This is a genomic window from Veillonella infantium (genome assembly GCF_002959895.1).
In the GTDB taxonomy this organism is placed as follows: domain Bacteria; phylum Bacillota; class Negativicutes; order Veillonellales; family Veillonellaceae; genus Veillonella; species Veillonella infantium.
In genome coordinates, this window is the sequence record NZ_PPDD01000001.1 from 214647 (window position 1) to 228968 (window position 14322).

The 14322-nt window shown below is 39.9% G+C and carries 14 protein-coding genes; 2 read left to right on the forward strand and 12 right to left on the reverse strand.

Translation table 11 applies throughout. The annotated features are described in order from the left end of the window. Positions 1–370 precede the first annotated feature (370 nt). The 10 genes from VCHSUH03_RS01030 to VCHSUH03_RS01075 all read right to left on the reverse strand — a co-directional run bounded on the left by VCHSUH03_RS01030 (position 371) and on the right by VCHSUH03_RS01075 (position 10087). Positions 371–1165, reverse strand: coding sequence for a sulfite exporter TauE/SafE family protein (locus VCHSUH03_RS01030; protein WP_105093741.1), 795 nt, complete (start codon positions 1163–1165; stop codon positions 371–373). A 40-nt stretch (positions 1166–1205) separates the two neighbouring features. After that, a complete protein-coding gene (locus tag VCHSUH03_RS01035; protein WP_105093742.1) occupies positions 1206–2756 on the reverse strand; it encodes a ClC family H(+)/Cl(-) exchange transporter in 1551 nt (516 codons plus the stop codon). 455 nt (positions 2757–3211) lie between these two features. Further along, positions 3212–4363 (reverse strand): lactaldehyde reductase, encoded by a 1152-nt coding sequence (gene fucO, locus VCHSUH03_RS01040; RefSeq protein ID WP_105093743.1) that lies wholly within the window; start codon positions 4361–4363, stop codon positions 3212–3214. A gap of 338 nt (positions 4364–4701) precedes the next feature. Further along, on the reverse strand, positions 4702–5166 hold the full coding sequence (gene tnpA, locus VCHSUH03_RS01045; protein ID WP_038125930.1) for an IS200/IS605 family transposase: 465 nt from the start codon (positions 5164–5166) through the stop codon (positions 4702–4704). 333 nt (positions 5167–5499) lie between these two features. Continuing rightward, entirely contained in the window at positions 5500–6648 is a 1149-nt protein-coding gene (locus VCHSUH03_RS01050) for a glycoside hydrolase family 3 N-terminal domain-containing protein (RefSeq protein ID WP_105093744.1), read from the reverse strand. Between the two features lie 217 nt (positions 6649–6865). Beyond that, positions 6866–7099, reverse strand: coding sequence for a (2Fe-2S)-binding protein (locus VCHSUH03_RS01055; RefSeq protein ID WP_024047871.1), 234 nt, complete (start codon positions 7097–7099; stop codon positions 6866–6868). A 338-nt stretch (positions 7100–7437) separates the two neighbouring features. Beyond that, positions 7438–8064 (reverse strand): site-2 protease family protein, encoded by a 627-nt coding sequence (locus tag VCHSUH03_RS01060; RefSeq protein WP_105093745.1) that lies wholly within the window; start codon positions 8062–8064, stop codon positions 7438–7440. Positions 8065–8150: 86 nt separating this feature from the next. Then, entirely contained in the window at positions 8151–8921 is a 771-nt protein-coding gene (locus VCHSUH03_RS01065) for a carboxymuconolactone decarboxylase family protein (RefSeq protein WP_105093746.1), read from the reverse strand. Positions 8922–9009: 88 nt separating this feature from the next. Then, on the reverse strand, positions 9010–9408 hold the full coding sequence (locus tag VCHSUH03_RS01070) for a hypothetical protein (RefSeq protein WP_105093747.1): 399 nt from the start codon (positions 9406–9408) through the stop codon (positions 9010–9012). A gap of 160 nt (positions 9409–9568) precedes the next feature. Then, positions 9569–10087, reverse strand: coding sequence for a MarR family winged helix-turn-helix transcriptional regulator (locus VCHSUH03_RS01075; RefSeq protein WP_105093748.1), 519 nt, complete (start codon positions 10085–10087; stop codon positions 9569–9571). Between the two features lie 338 nt (positions 10088–10425). On the opposite strand from VCHSUH03_RS01075, the gene VCHSUH03_RS01080 reads away from it, so the two are divergent. Then, positions 10426–11016 (forward strand): nitroreductase, encoded by a 591-nt coding sequence (locus VCHSUH03_RS01080; protein WP_105093749.1) that lies wholly within the window; start codon positions 10426–10428, stop codon positions 11014–11016. Between the two features lie 219 nt (positions 11017–11235). Here the strand turns inward: VCHSUH03_RS01080 and VCHSUH03_RS09600 are convergent, their stop codons facing one another. Continuing rightward, on the reverse strand, positions 11236–11367 hold the full coding sequence (locus VCHSUH03_RS09600) for a hypothetical protein (RefSeq protein WP_277620746.1): 132 nt from the start codon (positions 11365–11367) through the stop codon (positions 11236–11238). A gap of 180 nt (positions 11368–11547) precedes the next feature. Between VCHSUH03_RS09600 and pgtP the strand changes: the two genes are divergently transcribed. Further along, positions 11548–12876, forward strand: a complete 1329-nt coding sequence (gene pgtP / locus VCHSUH03_RS01085) for a phosphoglycerate transporter protein PgtP (RefSeq protein WP_105086078.1) — start codon at positions 11548–11550, stop codon at positions 12874–12876. A gap of 121 nt (positions 12877–12997) precedes the next feature. Here the strand turns inward: pgtP and VCHSUH03_RS01090 are convergent, their stop codons facing one another. Further along, positions 12998–13771: a hypothetical protein gene (locus VCHSUH03_RS01090; RefSeq protein WP_105093750.1), complete on the reverse strand. Its 774-nt coding sequence runs from the start codon at positions 13769–13771 to the stop codon at positions 12998–13000. Positions 13772–14322 lie beyond the last annotated feature (551 nt).

Consider the following 14322-nt stretch of genomic DNA (forward strand, 5'->3'; position numbering starts at 1 on the left):
TGCACTGTGTTTTTATTTCTTTAGTTGAAAGTGCATCTCAATAGCATTATCATGTACTCATCTTTTCATATGTTATATTAAAACTATTTTATTTACTAAGCATATTCATAACGCCATAATAAATGAGTGCTAAACATCCCGTAAAACATGAGTTACACTGCATATAATTCTATAGGAAATAGTTTGCAAAAATTATGCATAAATTCGGTATAATTTATTTATTTTAGTTTTCTCGTTCTCATTTATATTTAACTATGACTTTTACTCATACCTTTTTTAATTGTCAGTCTAATACGCCCATTCATAGTTGCTTTACATATAAAAAGCCCTCTAGTAATAACTCTGTCGAGCAACCACTAGAGGGCTTATATTATCCAAGAATACCAGATTTCAAAATAAGGCGTACTGCCAACGCAAAGACGGCAACACTCATAAGGGCTAGGATAGATTTTGCTTTCAAACGTTTAGCGATGCGCGCCCCTGCTTGGGCACCAAAAACGGCACCAATACTTGTAGGAATAGCAATACTAAATACAATATGATTTTCGATTAAATGTGTTACAACACCTATCGTTGTAGATACAGCAAGGATAGATTGGCTCGTAGCTGTAGCCATATGGGTTGGGAAGCCCATGAGATAAATCAAGGCAGGCACATGGATGAGACCACCACCGATACCAAAGATACTGGAGATAAATCCTACAAAGAAGCTAATACTAATACCGATAGGCTTGCTATAGGTTAGCTGATCAAGGGTAAGGCTTTCTTCCTTCCGCTCCCCTTTGCGGAAATTCTTAAACCCAATCAAACCAGAAGCACAGAGCATAAAGCACCCAAAGGCAAACATAAAGCCTTTACCAGAGAACCAACCAGACATTTGAGCACCTAAGATAGCACCTGGTAAAGTCGCTAAACTAAATACAATAGCCGCGCTAATGAGTACCTTTTTCTGTTTAATATAGGCAATGGACCCAGAAATGGCATTACACATAACAGAAAATAGCGATGTCCCTACAATCATAGACGGAGACCACTCAGGGAACCAATAAATAAAGAGAGGCACAAATACAAGCCCTCCACCAGCACCGATGATAGTGCCTAGCATAGCGGCTAAAAAGCCAACTATGGTAAAGAAGATATAAAATACTATAATATTATCCAGCATGATAAGGCCTCCCTTTACTTAGATTGGAAAAAGCTCTTTGCTATATCTGATTCGATTGGAAAAATTCTTTCGCTGCTTTTAATCGTCCTCGTTCACAAGAGACTTGTAGTTCGTCACCTGGTTCAAGTTTTACATCCCCTAACGGCACAATGTATGTTCCATTGCGACGAATACTTACGATAAGTGTCCCATCTGGCAAGGCCAAGTCTTGTAATTGTACATCTGTATAATTCGCTACTACAGGTACCTTCGTTTGGAAGAAGGTTTGTACAGATTCTAAATTGTTTTGACCACTCATAGCTTGTAATAAGGAATCGTAAATAGGTGGTTCTTTTAATAGTTCTGCCACAAGGTAGGCCACCAGTGTAACAATGCCGATGGCGTAAATATTGGAGAAACTATTCGTCATTTCAAGGACGAGCAAAATCGCCAAAATTGGTGTTCGCATAGCCGCCGCTAACATCCCGCCCATGGCGCAAATAACGAATTGCGGTACAAAATCAGGAGCGATGATACCCACTGATGAAAGTAAACTTTCACAAAAGGCACCTGCTGAGGCACCTATAACGAGCATTGGCAAGAATATGCCGCCTTGCGCACCACTGCCATAGCAGAAGGTAGTAAGCAAAATCTTGCCTAATACGATGCCCCCTAAGAGCAAGACGCCATGAGATTGAAAGGCTAGCTGCCCCACCAGATCATTGCCACCACCTAAGAGGAGTTGCGAGTCATAGCCGATGACGGCTACAGTTACAAAGGTAAGAGCTAATTTCAAGAACCGAGAGCATTTAAGCCATTCAAAGAATTTCTTAAATGCAAAGATCATGCGACAGAAGAACACCCCACAGAGACCCATGATAACGCCAACCATAAGAAGGACTGGGAAGTACTCAAGAGGTACACCGGAGGTCACCGAAAATCCAAGGGCCGGTTCGAGGCCGAAGATACTAACCGTAATATAGTTAGAAATTAAGGTAGCCACGAAAGTAGGCACAACGAGGTACGGATAGAAGCTTTTATGGACCTCTTCAAAGACGAACATAGCCCCCGATACGGGTGCACTAAATGCAGCCGTTAAGCCTGCCCCTGCCCCAGCAGAGGTCAAGATGCGCTGCTCACGCAGCCCTGAATTCATCCAATAGGACACAATCTTGCCGGCAGAGCCACCAATTTGTACGGCTGGACCTTCACGACCTACAGAGAAGCCGGCAAAACCAGTCAACACGCCACCAATCATCTTGGAAGCTAGCGTCCGATACGGCTTCATATCAAAGAGGCCTAGCATTTCCCCTTCGATTTGAGGAATACCAGAACCACCAGATAATGGAGCCCACGCGAGCAATCGATCTACGATAAAAGCAAAGATGACCATCATCACAAGCCATCCTATGGCCCATTCTAGGGTAATGCCATCCATCAAATGCCAGCGAATATGCTCAGATTCAAGGATCAAATAGCGATATGTAGCACCACAAAAGCCTGCAATCACGCCCACAAGAGCGCCCTTCGCAATGAGCTCCGTCAACAACATACGATTCATGGACATATCTGCTAAGGTAGAACTTCGCTTATTAAATTTCCATAGCTTCATAACATTCCTCCTTAGCACTGACCAAATCTGGCTTATTATCTAGTAACATACATACAACCAAACTATGTATTCATATCCTTAGTATACTTATGTAAACCACCATTTTCAAGAAAGGATTACGTATCAAACAGCTATCTCACTAAATGCGAAATTAAAATTTCGAGTCATAAGACATTCCATAGGACTTCAAACGCAAAGCTAGCCACCTCTAGAACGAGATGGCTAGTTTTGTTAAGCAAGTGTGTAAATGTATTTTCTTTACATATTCGGAGGCATCTGAAATATGTAAAGATTCTAAAGATGTAAAGTTCTTAGGGATAGAGCTAGGCATCATTTAGACTATTAGATTATTTAGACTAGCAAAATATTTAGACTAGTCTAAATATTGATACCATAGTATAGTATTAAATCCTATACATCATGAAACACTATATGCTATCAAATTCTAAAATTCCTTAGAATATGGATTCATAGATACCGATGATTTCTTCCATAGATGCATCTCTTGGGTTACCAGGTGTACATGCATCGTTGAAAGCAGATTCAGCGAGGAATGGAATGTCTTCCCGTTTTACGCCCGCTTCGCTAAGGGATTTAGGAATGCCTACATCATCAGCTAGTTTTTGGATCACATCGATGGCTGCTTGACGATATGTTTCTTGATCCATGCCGTCTACATCAGGAACGCCCATAACGCGAGCAATTTCACGATATTTTTCGCCTGTTGCAGGAGCATTGAATTTCAAGACTGCTGTTAAAAGCATAGCGCACGCTTTACCATGAGGGATATCGTACACAGCGCTCAATGGATGTGCCATAGAGTGAACAATACCAAGGCCTACGTTGGAGAAACCCATACCTGCAATATATTGACCAAGGGACATAGCTTCACGACCTGCGAAGTCACCAGCTACGGCGCTACGCAAGGAACGACCGATGATTTCAATAGCTTTCAAATGAAGCATATCAGTGAGTTCCCATGCACCTTTTGTAATGTAACCTTCCACAGCATGAACGAGGGCATCCATACCGGTAGATGCGCAAAGACCAGTTGGCATCGATGCGGACATATCAGGATCCACGATGGCTACGATTGGAATGTCATGAGGGTCAACACATACAAATTTGCGGTTCTTTTCAACATCTGTAATAACGTAGTTAATAGTAACCTCAGCGGCCGTACCAGATGTGGTAGACACAGCAATAATCGGCAAGCATGGATGTTTCGTAGGTGCCACGCCTTCAAGACTACGCACATCGCCGAACTCAGGATTTGTAATAATCGTAGCAATAGCTTTACTTGTATCAATAGCACTGCCACCGCCTACAGCAACGATAGCTTCAGCACCGGCCGCCTTACAAGCTGCCACACCAGATGTTACGTTTTCAATGGTTGGATTCGGCTTAATATTGTCATATACATCATAAGCAATACCTGCCGCATCAAGTAGGTCTGTTACCTTTGTAGCTACCTTAAACTCAAATAAATCAGGTGTAGACGTAACAAGAACCTTTTTAAAATGGCGATTCTTAATTTCGTTCACAATCTCCTGAATCGCCCCTTGCCCAAAATAGGACGTACCGTTCAACATAATTCTCCGAGCCATATACATTCACTCCTAACGAATAAAAAATAAACCGATAGAGAATAACTATACTAAGTAATTCTCTATCGGTTTATTAAAATCCTTGAAACTGTGTTATGTATACACTATATAATCATTGTAATATTTCGTTTTCTCATCAAGCGTAATAGGGAATCTAAAGACTTAAACGGCTTAGACATAAGTCCCTCCTACAAATCATAACCACCCGTAGAACGGGTGGTTTGCTCTGACCCTATAAGGGTCTTTCTCTAGTGGTGGCCCTCTAAAGAGGGCATTGAATGATCTGACAACCACTCTATTACCACTGGCTGCCCCCTACTCGGGGGCTTTTCTTTTGCCTATTTTACTGGCTCACCCGTAAATGGGTCGGTATACTCTTTAAAGTTTAATGTATCTTGTGCTATATCTTCTTGTAGTTGATTGCGAATATATTCTTTTATCGCTCCTTCATATCGGCCTACCGTATCCACATAATATCCTCTACACCAAAAATGTCTATTTCCATACTTATATTTTAAATTTGCGTGTTTATCGAATATCATGAGGCTACTTTTGCTTTTTAAATACCCCATAAAACTCGATACACTTAAATGTGGTGGAATGGTTACTAGCATATGGATATGATCCGGACAGCATTCCGCCTCTATAATCTCTACATTTTTTCTCTTACATAAATCTCTTAGAATTTTACCTACATCAGCTTTTATCCGACCATAAATTATTTGCCTTCTATACTTTGGAGCAAAAACAATATGATATTTACATCTCCATTTACTATGTGATAAGCTTTTTACGTCATTCATTGACATTGAACCTCCTATGTTGAAATGTTGTGGTTGCCAGACCAACTTCATTTTATCACTAGGAGGTTCTTTCCTTTTCTCTAAGAAATTTTGCCGACCCCCAGTTTAACTGGGGGTTTAGTCATGCCTATTCGGCGTACAACAAAAAAGCTCGCCGACCCTTGAGTCGACGAGCGTTGTACGTTGCCCGTAAGCTTCGCACAGTTTCTCTGTGTAATAACTATAACAAAGTTCTCCCTCGAGTGTCAACTCAGATGCGATTTCAATGAATAGTACTTCCACTTTCTATATTCGTTATATGGTTAATTAATTCCTGCAACAAAAACAAATAGTCTAAGAAATTTTAGTTATCTTCATAAGCAAAATCCGTTTCACAGATTCATCGAGTCGTTCTTTAGAGATTCGGCCGTCTTTTACGGCTTTCATAAGGCCATTGTACGCTTCTTGCATGTGTTCGTACTCGTGGCATACGAGCAAGATATCGCTGCCAGCCAAGATAGATTGAACCGCCATATCGCCAAAGGTGTAGTGTTTTGCAAGAGCGCCCATATCCATATCATCCGTTACGACAACGCCGTTATAGCCCATATCCTTGCGCAACCAGTCTGTAATGATAGCTTTAGATAGACTAGATGGATGGTCTGGATCGATTTGAGGATACATCGCATGAGACACCATAATTGCATATGTATTCGGTTTAGACTGTTTAATGAGGTCTACAAATACCTTTGTATCTTCATTCAACAATGTCTCTTTAGACACTGGCACAACACTGGTATCAGCATGTAAATCGACATCCGTTTTACCAATACCTGGGAAGTGTTTGTAAGAATACCACAAGCCCGCTTCATCATAGGCCTTGCCTACTGCACTGGCATAGCGTACGACCTCATCAGGGTTCGTACTAAAGGAACGGCCATAGGTTAATCCCAAGTCCGCTACAGGAGCAAAATTAATGTTGAATCCCAAGTCTTTAAGTTCTGTACCAGACTGTTTTGCCAAGGATACCGCTTTCTCAATAGGCTCCTTGCCTAACTCTTCTGCTGGAGGGACCTTGATGAGCTGATCCTCCATGCGCGCTACGGCACCGCCCTCTTGGTCGATGCCGATGAATAATGGCGTTAAACCGGCGCTTTTACCAGTTTTATTAATGTCCGCAATCAACGATTTCACTTGATCTTTGGACTCCATATTCCGATCAAACAAGATAATGCCGCCCACGCGGTACTCATTGAGCATAAACTTAGCATCATCGTTCAAGGTCTTGCCGTGGATACCAATCATCAACAATTGCCCCACCTTGTCTGCATCAGACATATTAGCTACTAATTTATCCACCTTTTCCTCTGGTGAAAGCTCGCTCTGTGCCACAGATTCATAGGTTACAGGCTCTGCTTTAGAAGTAAATGGATTATGTAAACCGCAGCCCGTTGTAAGCGCCAATGCGCCAATCATCGTAGCCGCTACGATACGTCGAAACATATATACCTCCAAAATCTCTAAAAAGTATTATGTATAGTATATCAAATAATAAAGACAACCCCAACAAGGCCAATACATGTAGTGCATCGTGAGCGTAAAAAAGACTATTACTCAAAACCTACGAATACATACCGTATTGATTCCAAGTAATAGTCTTTATATGAGTTAAGAGTAAATTTACGCTTAACTTTTGCTTAGTCTTAAATTTTGCTTAGTTTTAAATTTTACCTTGCTCTTTCATTTCTGCTAAGAGCTTTACGATGCGAGGGCCACAGCCTTTACCACCGCAAGCACCCGTGCCAGCACGAGTTGCTTCTTTTACCTCAGGAAATGTATGAGCACCATTTAAAATGGCTTCTTTAATCGTTTTGCGTGTAATGCTACGACATGTGCACACCTTTGTAAGCTTGTCCAGAATCGCCTCTGGCACTTGATTTTCTTCAAAATCCATATGTATTCCTCTTCTATTCACTTGAATATCTATATACTATATCAATTTAATATATCGATTTACGTACCGACTTAATATATCGATTGACGTATCGATGCAGTGTATTGATTTACATATCGATGTACTGGCCCAATTGCCCCTATCAATAGTATCTAAAATACACTGTCATATTAATATATCGAAAATTTACGATTTCTATACTTAGTATATCATATCCTAAAAGCTATATCGATAGTTTTTAATATAAATATAACTATAATTTTGTTCATACTTATAACACAAAAAAGCCTCTACCATAGATTTATCACCTATATAGTAGAGGCTTTCACCAAATATATTTATAAAATCGTCCCAATGATTGCAAAGTAAATTTTGAAAATTGTTTGTTGTAATGGGCGGATTACCATAGAAATAATCGGTGTATTAATAAGGATGATAAAGAAGATCAAGTTAATCATCCCTAATTGGTAATATTTAATTTGCCATTCTGTCGGTAGCCACGGCAAAATGATATTAAAACCAGGTAATGGTGGGAATGGAATTAAGCAGAAAATAGAAAGGCCGATGCTATACAAAATAATGTATTGCATAACCATCGGTAAACCCGGGGACTGCATAAGATTCAAATTACCCAAAAGTACGTATATGAAAGTAAATACGAACCCTGTAATCAGGCCTGCTATAGGACCTGCAAAAGCAAGTAGGCTCATATCACGGCGTGGGTCTTTAAAATAAGATGGATTAATAGCCATCCCTTTAGGCCAGCCAAAGCCAACTAGAATGATACAGATTGTACCTATTAAATCAAGGTGTGCCAAAGGAGATAATGTGAGGCGCCCCGCCATCCGAGGTGTTGGATCGCCAAACCAGGTAGCTACTTTGGCCTCTGCATATCCAAAGATAGAAAAAACGATGATAATAGCAGGAATACTAGCTAATATCTGTATCGGATTTAAATCAAACATAGAACTCCTTTATATGTTAACTAACATGTTTATGAACTATATATCATATATAGATTACATAACACGTTGATGTATTACATAATTTCTTATTGTTTAGCTTCCCATGCGGTGTAGCCGTCTTGAATGCAACGAAGGGCATTCAAGGTGCGTGGATAACCGATGTACGGCACGCATTGGGAGGCGATATTAATCAAATATTGTTTGCTGTTCCCTACGTTCAAGTTCCCTTCTACGTGAGCCTTGAGCTGAGGTTCACAGCCACCTTGAGCGGCCAAGAAGCAAAAGGTAATCATTTCGCGGTGAGCCACGCTCAAGCCTTTACGCGTGTAATAGTCGCCAAACATATTAGCAAGCCACTTTTTGATGTGACGTGTATCTTCAGGGCCTTCTTCGTAAGAATGACGCACAGATTCACCAAAGATTTCCACCTGTTTTTCTACGCCCTTTTCAAGACGAGATGCAGCAGTAATTGTACTGCGAGATGGATCCGCAACAGTTTCCCCTCGATAGTCAAAAATCTTATTTGTAACCTTAAAGAATGGACGCACACGACCAATGCCAAGATATGGCACAGCTTGATAAATAAGCTCGATTACTTCATCGGGAATCAAGCCAAAGTTAAGTGCTGCCGGTAGCATCAACGCATATTCATCCACAGCAGATGCCCCTACTAATGTAGCAAGGATAGCCAAGAAGCGATCCTTGGCAGGCACATTACGCCCCTCTTCAGTGATAACTTCATCGAATGCAAAATTATCAAATAAAACTTCAAACTCAGGATCAATATAACCTGCAGGGGCCGCAATATCAGGGAACATGCGCTCCGTATAAGCTTGAGCAAATTCAGATTTAGACATAGGAAACCTCCATAAACAACACTGGTGAAAGCCCAAAGGAGCTTTCACCAGCAATAGTTATGTAATTATTACGGCTTGCGCCATCAAATTATAAAGCTGGGAAAGAGAAGTCAGTGCCGTATACTTCTTTCCAAGCAGCCAAGAACATATTGTATTCATTGGAACCAGGAGTGATTTGGTAAGCTTGACCATCTGGAGCGAAACGATATACAGTATGCAAACTTGGATGAACAATGTATTTGAACAATGTAGCTTCACCATATTGGTTATTATGCATGTTAATTACATTGATGCCGAATACATAGTTACGGCTACTATCGATACCTTTGAACTCAGATGCTTTATCGAAGAAATACGTTTCTGCACCATTTGCACTATTTGGAACCTCTGGGTAGTTAGCCAAACCATTCCAGTTTGCTGCGTTTGCAACGCCACCCACTAATAATGTACCTGCTAATACAAATGCACCTAATAAATTTTTATTCATAATGCTCTCCTTTTTGCCTTTCGGCATCTCACGACAGGTCATGCTCTCACATGACCTCAGTACAATACGCTATATGTATAGTATATCACATTTTATGAAAATATTAGATATATTAAATTACAGAATGTATGCATATGAGATTTTACTAGAGTAAACTAAATTAGCGCTTACCATTTCCTGCTGTTCTTGCATTTGCGTTATCGATTGCTTCTAACAATTTGTTAAGCAATGCACGCAATTGACGCGTTTCTTCAACATCAAAGATTGGGCCTGCAGCTTCAGACAAACGACGTGGCACATGAACTGCTTCGTCACGCAATGCTTTACCTGTCTCAGTAAGAGTTACCATAACTACACGTTCATCTTGACGACTGCGCTTACGCTTCAAGAATGCTTTTGCTTCTAATTTCTTTAAAAGTGGTGTTAACGTACCAGAATCAAGGCGCAATACTTGGCCTAATTCTTTAACGGATAAGTCACCATATTGCCACAATGCCATCATTACGATGTATTGAGTATATGTCAAATTCAAAGGATCCAAGTGACTACGATATGCATTAACAATCTCCTTCGCCACTACATAAAGTGGGAAGCTCAACTGGTTTTCTAATTTTAAATATTCGAAATCTGGAACATCTTCTTTATGTTTATAACCTTCGAGTACGCCAATTTCTGCCATATTCTACCTCCATATGCACACAATAATCTACAATTAATTGTACACAATTCTACGGTAAACAGTCAACGCAAAAAGCCTACTTTGTCCATATTTTTTTTAATTTGTCAATTAATTAATGTATTTTTTCTTATTCGTTAATAATTGCCGATTTCTATAGAATTCATGAGAAAAAATTTTACCATAAAACTGTGGACTTATTAATAATTTTTTTTGATATCAGAACTTATTTTTCTTGTATAGTTAGATACCTTGGTTAAAATGTGACCCCTCCTAGTTTTTCCTTGTAGTATAATAAAAGAAGCTCTATATCAAAATCTCGTTTGTCATAGGAGGCCCTCATGAATACCTTAGAATGTATCAAAACTCGTCATAGTACGCGTAAATTTAAAGCTGATCAATTATCTCGAGAGCTCATCAATGAAGTGCTCGACGCTGGTCGCCGTGCTCCATCTGGTGGCAATACGCAATTAACACATTTCATGGTTATCACGAACCAAGATGTGCTAAGCGAGCTAGTAACACTCGTTCAAGAAGAATACGGCAAAATGCCGATTACAGAAAACACATTACCATATATGGTGAATATCATTAAAATGTCCGCTGAAGGCAAATTTGTATTTAACTATGGGGCGCCTGTACTCATCGTATTGGCTAGCAAACCAAGTTATGCCAATAACTTTGCTGACGTGTCATGTGCGATGCAAAACATGATGCTCGCTTGCAACGAACTCGACCTTGGTAGCTGCTGGGTGAACCAAATTCGCCATCTTCAAGATAACAAACGCATTCAAGCTAAAATGCGTGAACTCGGCCTCGGCGAAGATGAAAAAGTCTATGCTAGCCTTGCTATCGGTTATCCAGACTTACCAAATGGTCTTAACCGCCGCGAAATCGAGCCAAAAGGCTACAAAGTAACATATGTAGATTAATGATATAGTTTACCTACAACTATGCCTATAAGAGAATTAATTGAATAATCAAACACGTATTTCTTTGAATACCAAAATAAGTAATTCTCTAAATATAAAAGCGCTATCAATTCCACTACTCATACAGAGTTGTTATCGGAATTGATAGCGCTATTTTATTGATTATATTACGTTTTAGCTCATGACATCTTAGCAATCAGATCAGTGGATGAATTTTAATTACCCTTCAAACACGCGTTTACGAGCTGCTTTTACAAGAACGATATCTGCTGCTTCTACAGCAATATCACTGCCTACACCGCCCATGGCGATACCTACATCAGATTTCTTAAGGGCTGGCGCATCGTTCATATATCTTGATAATCAAATGGATTTTTATATAGAAGATATTTTAATGTTCTACAACCTATGCGCTTATCCCATAATGGTGCGTTAAAATAACTATTTATCATAATTAAAAATAAAATATAGTCGACTTTTAGTCATACATGGTATGATTACAATGGCATTTTGTAGAAAGGATGTGTGATGATGTCGATTTTCTCTCCAGCTCCTCATATTGAACGATTACCAGAGGGGCAAATCGATTCCACCTACAAACGTCTTCGCAAAGAAGTCTTTGCAGGTACTTTTATTGGTTATGCTACATTCTATTTGATCCGCCAAAACTTTAGTTTGGCTGTTCCGTACATGATTGCCGAGTACGGCTACACTAAAGCGGATCTTGGTATTGTCATGACCCTCTTATCCGTAGCGTACGGCATAAGTAAATTTGTCATGGGTAATGCGTCTGACCGCTCTAACCCAAAATACTTCTCCACAGTAGGTCTATTGCTCAGTGCTTTAGTTATGTTATTATTCGGCACCTTACCTGGTGTTTTAAGCAGTATTCCTATCATGTGCGTACTCGCCTTCTTAAATGGTTGGTTCCAAGGTATGGGCTATCCTCCATATGCGAAAAATATGGTAACTTGGTTCTCCCGTTCTGAACGCGGTGCTTGGTGGTCTTGGTGGAACGTATCCCACAATCTTGGTGGCGGTATCATCGCACCTCTCGCTACGTTAGGTATCTATCTATTTGGTACATGGCATAGTATTTTCTTCTTCCCTGCTCTTATTTCTATCGTTTTAGCTGTAGTTACATTCTTCTTGTTGAAAGATACACCTCAATCTTGTGGCTTGCCACCTATCGAGGAATATAAACACGAAACAGTAGCAACTGAAGTAAAAGATGAAAATAAAACTACTTTCAAAGAAATATTCTACAAATATATTTTGCATAACAAATACTTATGGTATCTTGCAATCGCAAATATCTTTGTATACTTCATCCGTTACGGCGTAGTAAGCTGGGCGCCTACTTATTTGACTGCTGTGAAAGGCTTTACAAAAGAAGGTTCCCGTTGGGCTTACTTCTTATACGAATGGGCTGGTATTCCAGGCATGCTCGTAAGTGGCTATTTGAGTGACCGCGTATTCCGCGGCCGTCGTGCTCCAGCTACCATCTGCTTCATGCTATTCGTTATCTTGGCAATCCTTGTTTACTGGTTCAACCCAGCAGGCAATATCCTTATCGATAATTTAGCACTTATCGCTATTGGCTTTCTCATCTATGGTCCTGTTATGATGATCGGCCTTCAAGCAGCAGACATGGTACCACGTGTAGCAACAGGTGGCGCTACTGGTCTTACAGGCCTTCTTGGTTACCTCATCGGTTCCGCTGGTGCTGGTGCGTTTATGGGTCTCATGGTTGACCTTTATGGTTGGGATGGCGGCTTCGTGGCCCTCGTTGGTGCATGTATCCTCGCTATCGTATTCCTACTTCTCACACTTGGTGATAAATCCCAAGCAAAAGAATAATCTACAACTAACTGTTGTATGAACATAAAAATCCCCTAGTATGATATGTACCTATTTTCCTGGACACATATTATTTACTAGGGGATTTTATTATGTCTTAAAATATATACTGTACTAAATTCTATGCTACACACAAAGAACCATTTAAAACTTTCAAATTATACACGAGACCCAGTCGTGCTAAACCGTGCAATGCAACGGCCGTAACAGGATCGATGAGACCAAATACACCAGCACCGATGATGGCAATGTGGAACACAATGGACACGATGAGTAGACCTAAATGAGACTGCTTTGTTACTTTTGAAAGCTCCGATACAGGAGATGCGTCATCCACAAGAGATCCCATCATGAGCGCTACTAAAATAAGTTCCAAAGAACATGGGCATAGCACCAATAACAAGGTTACAGTATGTATGAAATCCTGTGTCAATGCAAAGGAACCCATAGACAATAGCAATACAGCTACAACAATGACGGACGAATAATTGTTAATACCCTGACGCAATGCCACCAGTTGAGATGGCATCATAGGAAGCATATCATTATCTACAGTGTAATGTGACTCACCCGTAATAAGCTGCTCCAAGAAGAAACCAGCCTGTACGATTAGCCCCACATAGGCCGCCGTATGATAATCGCCAATGGAAATGAGCGCCACCATGGCCACTACAATGAGGAAATTAGCATGGATCTCTAAACGCTCCCAAATACTTTGAACACTGTTAATAAATAGTGGTAAACCACAAACTAGAACCGTTACCCACGCTAAATCTATAACGGGATTTAGCACCTCTGTGATTACATCTAATAGAATAAATACAACACCTAGTGCCAAAATAGCACCTTGCGTAAATAGCGACACCTGCGCTGATAAAGACTGTAAAAACTTCATATGGACCTCTCTATACACTAGAACCGGCCTTACTTACTCCGGAAACACAAAACAACACAATAATAATTCAAAACGCTTTATACCTTAAGCAATTTGAAACTCTCTGTGCCTAAAGTAATTTAAAACACTTTGCACCTAAGGTAATTTAAAACGCTTTGTACCTGTGGTAATGTAAACTTTATATACCTGAGGTAATGTAGCCTCTATGTACCCATAGGGGTATATCTACAATGTAAATATTATACAAAACATACAAACTATATACAAATTAATTTTTTTGATAAATAATAAAGAACTGCATTTCCATTACAAAATAGGAAAAGAATAAATTCATAAAAATGACCTCTCCCATTAAAGCTCTAGTTGAAAGCTCTTATTTCTTTATTAGATATAGAAAAAACAGATCCCTAAAAACGACTTAGCTCGCTTTGGAAACTCTTCAATAGGCCCTAGTTGAAGATGCTAATTTCATATAAAAAGAAAAGCCCCTATCTCTAAAAATGACTTAGCTCGCTATGGAGGCTTTTAGAGATAGGGGCTTTGACCCAAGT